Below are 5011 nucleotides of genomic sequence, written 5' to 3' on the forward strand. Positions count from 1 at the left end.
GTTCAGGGAGATGGGACATGGGCGGCGTCTGGAGCCTTTCCGGGTTGGATGCGGCAGCTCGTTGCGGTCTAGAGAGGCTCTAGCGGCAAAAGCCGGTCGCGAGCAATGCAGAATTATGAGGGCTGGCTAGAAATGCCATGCATCGAGCGCAACGGTGGCCAACAGCGTCACGCCCAGATGGCGACGGGAATGCCAAAGCTGTCGCGGCCCGGCGGGTCGGGAAACGGCCGCGCCTCGCCGCCGACGATGCGACCGGCGATCAGCGTCATCGCGGCTGCGTCGAGGAAGTCATCAGCGGCGGCACCGCGGGGCGGCGGCTGGTCGAGAAAGCCCTTATCATAGCCGAGCCGGCAGAGCAGCGCCTTGCGTTCCGCCATGCCGGCCGGATTGATGCTGCCCTTGATCTTCTTCGGCAGTTGCATGGCTTGATCGCCGTTCAAGCGGCAGAAAGCGACTTCCGGATGGGATTCGAACACGCGGCCGCGCAAATCGGGCCGCGCGATCAGCAGGGCGTCGATCTCGCGGATCTTGGCAAAAATGCCGAACGCCTGGATCGAGACGCCGCGCGGCGGATCGGATGTGGTCAGGGCCACCGCGCTTGCCCTGACGTGCGCGGCATACCAGGCTTCGATGGTGGTGAAGCCGTTGGTGTCGGCATAGAGCGCGGCACGGGACGGGATCGAGAAGACACTGGACTGGCGTGCCCCGAGCAGCGGCCGCACCAGCGCTTCGGGGCCGCGACCGCCCTTGCCCGAAAAGCCGGGCAGGCCGATCGGCATGTCGACGGCGATGACAGCGTCTTCGGGAAGGGATGCGAGCAGGGCAGTGAAGGTTGCAAAGACACCGACCGACGGTGCCATGCCAAAAGTTCGTCGGACGGCGATCCAGCCGGCCTTGCAGCCATCGACGCCGACAAGTACGGCCTCAGTCGATGTCACGCCCGGCGGCCCCGCCCTGGATGTGTGAGGTGGCGAAGCTGGACCATCGCCATCGGATGCGACAGGCTCTGCGCATCGGTTTCGAGCTGCAGTTCGTCGCCGCCGCGCTTGGCGGTGCGTGCCAGGATCTCGTAGACCGCCGCCGTCGTCGATTGCAGCGCCTTGATCGGTGGCTGGCCGGACAGGATGCGTGCCAGGTAAACGGCCGCCGTCAGATCGCCCAGGCCATTCGGCGGCTTGTCGATCAGGCGATGTTCGGCGAGCAGCGCCTGGCTGTTATCGAGCAGGAGGTTGCCGGTGCCGCCCGTCATCATCGACGGCGCCGAGGTGACCAGCATGGTCGATGGTCCGGCGTGCAGCGCCGCCGCGATCACCGATTTCATGTCTGGCAACGCGGCGCCGGCCATCCATTCCAGTTCGTAGCGGTTAGGGGTGGCTATGTCGGCGATCGGCATCAGCCGGTCGCGCATGGCGATGGCGGTCGGTTCGGGCACATAGAGGCCGCCCGAATCACCCATCACCGGATCGCAGATATAGACGGCGCCGGGCGTCCTTGCCTTGACCGCGGCGACCAGCGAGGCGACGGCCTCGGCCTGGCCCGCCTCGCCGAGATAGCCGGACAGCACGGCGCCGACCTCACCCAGCCATGGCGCCCGCTCGAGATCGGCCATCAGAGCCTTGAACTCGTCGAGCGGCGGCACGATGCGCGTCGCGCGCCCATGGCCGGGATGCCAGGGCAAGATGACGGTCGGCACCGCCCAGACCGGGAAACCCAGGGTCTCCAGCGCAAAGACGGCAGCACGGTTGCCGACCGAGCCACGCGCGACATGGCTGGAAATGACGATGACCGCACGCGGCGCGTCGGTTTGTTCGGCGCTCATTGTCGTTTGATTCCTAACTGCCCCGGATGACGTAAAGCACGAGCCAGACCATCAGGCCCAGCGCCAGCAGCAGGCCCAGCGTGCGGCCAAAGCGGGTGCCCCAGACTTCGATCGGATCGGCACGATCGGCATCGGCCGCGATGACGTGATCGTGCATGCCTTTCGCTGCCCGCGCTACAAACGAGTTGCCGGCCGGATCCGTCTCGCGCGCAATGCGCTCGAGGATACGGCGCGATTCCTTGTCGCTGTCCTGGCGTTCCGCCATGATGATGTCCCGTTTTGCCGGACCTTATCGCGTTCGCACGGCCAATCACAGAGCCTTGCAGCGGCACCGGGCGTGCCAGGCGAGGGGCTGCCGGCGCGGGCGGTTTTCTTGCGCGCTGATTGTGGTAATGCTTCGCGTGCAACTTCTACCGAGGGACCCCCATCATGTTTGCCCAGCGCCTTGCCTTGCCGTCCACGTTCCGCACGCTGCCCGCCTTCCTGATGATGGCGATCGTGTTGCCGCTGCTTGCAGGCTGCGGCTATAACACCATCCCGACGGCGGAAGAAAATGCCAGGGCGGCATGGAGCGAGGTGCTGAACCAGTATCAGCGCCGCGCCGACCTCATCCCCAACCTGGTCGAGACGGTCAAGGGCTATGCCTCGCATGAAAAGGATACGCTCGACGCGGTGGTCGAGGCGCGCGCCAAGGCAACGCAGATCACGGTAACACCGGAAACGCTGAAGGATCCCGAAGCCCTCAAGAAGTTTCAGGATGCCCAGGCGGGGCTGACCAGCGCGCTGTCGCGGCTGATCGCGGTCTCGGAGGCCTATCCCGACCTCAAGGCCAATCAGAACTTCCTGGCGCTGCAGGCGCAGCTCGAAGGCACCGAGAACCGCATCGCGGTGTCGCGGCGCGATTACATCCAGGCGGTCAGGGACTACAATCTGACGCTGAGGACGTTCCCCTCGGTGCTGTGGGCGACCTTCTGGTTCCGCGGCAACGAGCCCTTCGCCAATTTCACCGTCGCCGAAGACAAGATGCAGCCGCCGAAGGTCGATTTCGGCACGAAGCAGGGCGGGTGAACGTCCACTGTCATCGGAATAAATCCCGCGAAATGACGGGCTGCTGGCGTGCAAACACCCCCCTCTGTCCTACCGGACATCTCCCCCTCAAGGGGGGAGATTGGCAGCTTCGGCGCTGACGCCCATCTTGCGACGTTGAAAATTGGTGAAAGTGGAGATGGCGGCCAATCTCCCCACTTGAGGGGGAGATGCCCGGCAGGGCAGAGGGGGGCGCTCCGGAACGCAAGCCTAGGGTTCCTTTTCGCTCTTCTAAGCCTCCTCTTCCTCCCCTTCACCGCCCTCGCGGCCGATCTCCCGGCGCTGACCGGCCGTGTCGTCGACAATGCCGGCATCATCGACGCCGCGACCAAGGCGGCGCTGACCCAAAAACTCGCCGATTTCGAGACAAAAGGCTCCGACCAGATCGTCGTCGCGACGATCCCCAGCCTCGATGGCGAGGAGATCGAGCCTTACGCCAACCGGCTGTTCCGCTTCTGGAAACTTGGCCAGGCGGGCGAGAACAATGGCGTGCTGCTGCTGGTGGCCCCGAACGACCGCAAGATGCGCATCGAGGTCGGCTATGGGCTGGAAGGCACGCTGACCGACCTGCACACCAAGCTGATCATCGAGAATGACATGGTGCCGGCCTTCCGCGCCGGGGACTTCTCGGGCGGTATCAGCAAGGCCGTCGACGACATGGTCATGGTGCTGGAAGGCAATCCCGAAGAACTGGAAGCGCGGGGCAAGCGCAATCCCGCCGATGACGGCACGTCCATCGATCCGATCTTTGCCGTGTTCCTGATCCTGTGGGCGACGATGTTCTTCGGCGGGATGGCGATGGCGTTCCTGCCGCCGATGTTCGGCACGAAACTGTCGCCGGGCGTGTACAAATGGCTGGGCATGACGTTTCGTTATGGCCGCGGGCCGAGCGGGTACTCGGGCACTGGCTGGACAACCGGTTCGTCGTCGGGCAGCGGCTGGTCTTCGGGGTCAAGCGGCGGTGGCGGATTTTCCGGTGGCGGCGGCTCGTCGGGTGGTGGCGGTTCTTCAGGAAGCTGGTGAGACAGATCATGGCAACACGACCAATCAGCCCGCAGGATCATGAGCGCATCGCAACCGCGATCCACGCCGCCGAGGAGAAAACCGACGGCGAAATCTACTGTGTCGTGGCGCATGCCAGCGACGGCTATTTCTTCCCGGCCGCCTTCATGGCGACCGTGTGCATGCTGTTCGTCAGCCTGGCGGTCGGCTACGGTCTGGAGGCCTGGTGGCTGTCGATCCGGCTGCCGCATTTCGTCCTCGCCCAGCTCCTGGCGCTTGCCTGCGTGCTGGCCTTGTTGTGGGCGCTGCCTGGTATGCGCATCCACCTGGTGCCGAGGCGGCTGCGCTACCAGGCGGCGCACGCCAACGCGATCAAGCAGTTCCTCGCCCGCAACGTCCACCGCACCACGGCGCGCACCGGCGTGCTGGTCTTCGTCTCGATCGCCGAGCGCTATGCCGAGGTGGTTGCCGATTCGGGTATCGACGCCAAGGTCGGCCAGCATGTCTGGGACGGCGTCGTGCGCGACCTTACCGCGCATGCCGGCGACGACCGGCTTGCCGACGGCTTCGTCAAGGCGATCGAGTTGGTGGGTGCGGTGCTGGCCGAGCATTTCCCGGTCACTGCGGGCGACAGCAACGAGCTCGACGACCATCTCGTCGAGATTTGAGCCTTTCCACAGAAGTCTTGAAGGCCCCTCACCAGGGCGGTGATCGCCTGTGAGAAAGCAGCCGGCTGGCGGCCCGGACCCTTGCAATCGGGCGATGCGGGTTTATGGTTAACAAATCATGAATACGCTGACGATCGACATCCGGAAAGCCGACCCGCGCGATGCCAGTGCCATCGCCGAGGTGCATCTGGAGGCCTGGCGCGGCGCCTATTCCGGCATCATTCCGCACCGGACCCTGACATCGATGATCAACCGCCGTGGCGCCGACTGGTGGGCGAATGCGATTCGCCGCGCCGCCACCGTTCTGGTCGTCGAAATCGGCGGCAAGATCGCCGGCTATGCGACGATCGGCAAGAACCGCGCCCGTGAACTGCGCCAGCAGGGCGAAATCTACGAATTGTACCTGCGCCCGGAATATCAGGGCATCGGGCTCGGC

Annotated in this window: 7 protein-coding genes; 4 read left to right on the forward strand and 3 right to left on the reverse strand. The window is 65.1% G+C overall.

Going from position 1 to position 5011, the window contains the following annotated elements:
• Positions 1 to 167 precede the first annotated feature (167 nt).
• From EN969_RS16325 to EN969_RS16335, 3 genes are read right to left on the reverse strand one after another with little or no spacing between them, the layout of a single operon-like run.
• On the reverse strand, positions 168 to 938 hold the full coding sequence (locus tag EN969_RS16325) for a DUF429 domain-containing protein (protein WP_063169476.1): 771 nt from the start codon (positions 936 to 938) through the stop codon (positions 168 to 170).
• Positions 935 to 1819 (reverse strand): pyridoxal kinase PdxY, encoded by an 885-nt coding sequence (gene pdxY / locus EN969_RS16330; protein WP_063169475.1) that lies wholly within the window; start codon positions 1817 to 1819, stop codon positions 935 to 937. The genes EN969_RS16325 and pdxY overlap by 4 nt, the downstream gene beginning before the upstream one ends.
• A gap of 13 nt (positions 1820 to 1832) precedes the next feature.
• A complete protein-coding gene (locus tag EN969_RS16335) occupies positions 1833 to 2084 on the reverse strand; it encodes a hypothetical protein (RefSeq protein ID WP_063169474.1) in 252 nt (83 codons plus the stop codon).
• Positions 2085 to 2248: 164 nt separating this feature from the next.
• Between EN969_RS16335 and EN969_RS16340 the strand changes: the two genes are divergently transcribed.
• From EN969_RS16340 to EN969_RS16360, 4 genes are all read left to right on the forward strand, one after another.
• The gene (locus EN969_RS16340; protein ID WP_024504707.1) at positions 2249 to 2887 is read left to right on the forward strand and encodes a LemA family protein; all 639 of its coding nucleotides are present in this window, start codon (positions 2249 to 2251) and stop codon (positions 2885 to 2887) included.
• A 177-nt stretch (positions 2888 to 3064) separates the two neighbouring features.
• Complete coding sequence (locus tag EN969_RS16350) at positions 3065 to 3928, forward strand: YgcG family protein (RefSeq protein WP_127274167.1); 864 nt, start codon at positions 3065 to 3067, stop codon at positions 3926 to 3928.
• Between the two features lie 8 nt (positions 3929 to 3936).
• Complete coding sequence (locus EN969_RS16355) at positions 3937 to 4575, forward strand: TPM domain-containing protein (RefSeq protein ID WP_063169471.1); 639 nt, start codon at positions 3937 to 3939, stop codon at positions 4573 to 4575.
• Positions 4576 to 4693: 118 nt separating this feature from the next.
• Positions 4694 to 5011, forward strand: a 318-nt coding sequence (locus tag EN969_RS16360) for a GNAT family N-acetyltransferase (RefSeq protein WP_164758297.1), incomplete at its 3' end; no start/stop codon positions are given.

This window comes from Mesorhizobium sp. M7A.F.Ca.CA.003.01.2.1 (genome assembly GCF_003998945.1).
GTDB classification, from domain to species: domain Bacteria; phylum Pseudomonadota; class Alphaproteobacteria; order Rhizobiales; family Rhizobiaceae; genus Mesorhizobium; species Mesorhizobium ciceri.

Coding starts and splice junctions, on each gene's coding strand:
- pdxY (WP_063169475.1), bottom strand. CDS start 1,819: ATGAGCGCCGAACAAACCGACGCGCCGCGTGCGGTCATCGTCATTTCC.
- EN969_RS16335 (WP_063169474.1), bottom strand. CDS start 2,084: ATGGCGGAACGCCAGGACAGCGACAAGGAATCGCGCCGTATCCTCGAG.
- EN969_RS16340 (WP_024504707.1), top strand. CDS start 2,249: ATGTTTGCCCAGCGCCTTGCCTTGCCGTCCACGTTCCGCACGCTGCCC.
- EN969_RS16355 (WP_063169471.1), top strand. CDS start 3,937: ATGGCAACACGACCAATCAGCCCGCAGGATCATGAGCGCATCGCAACC.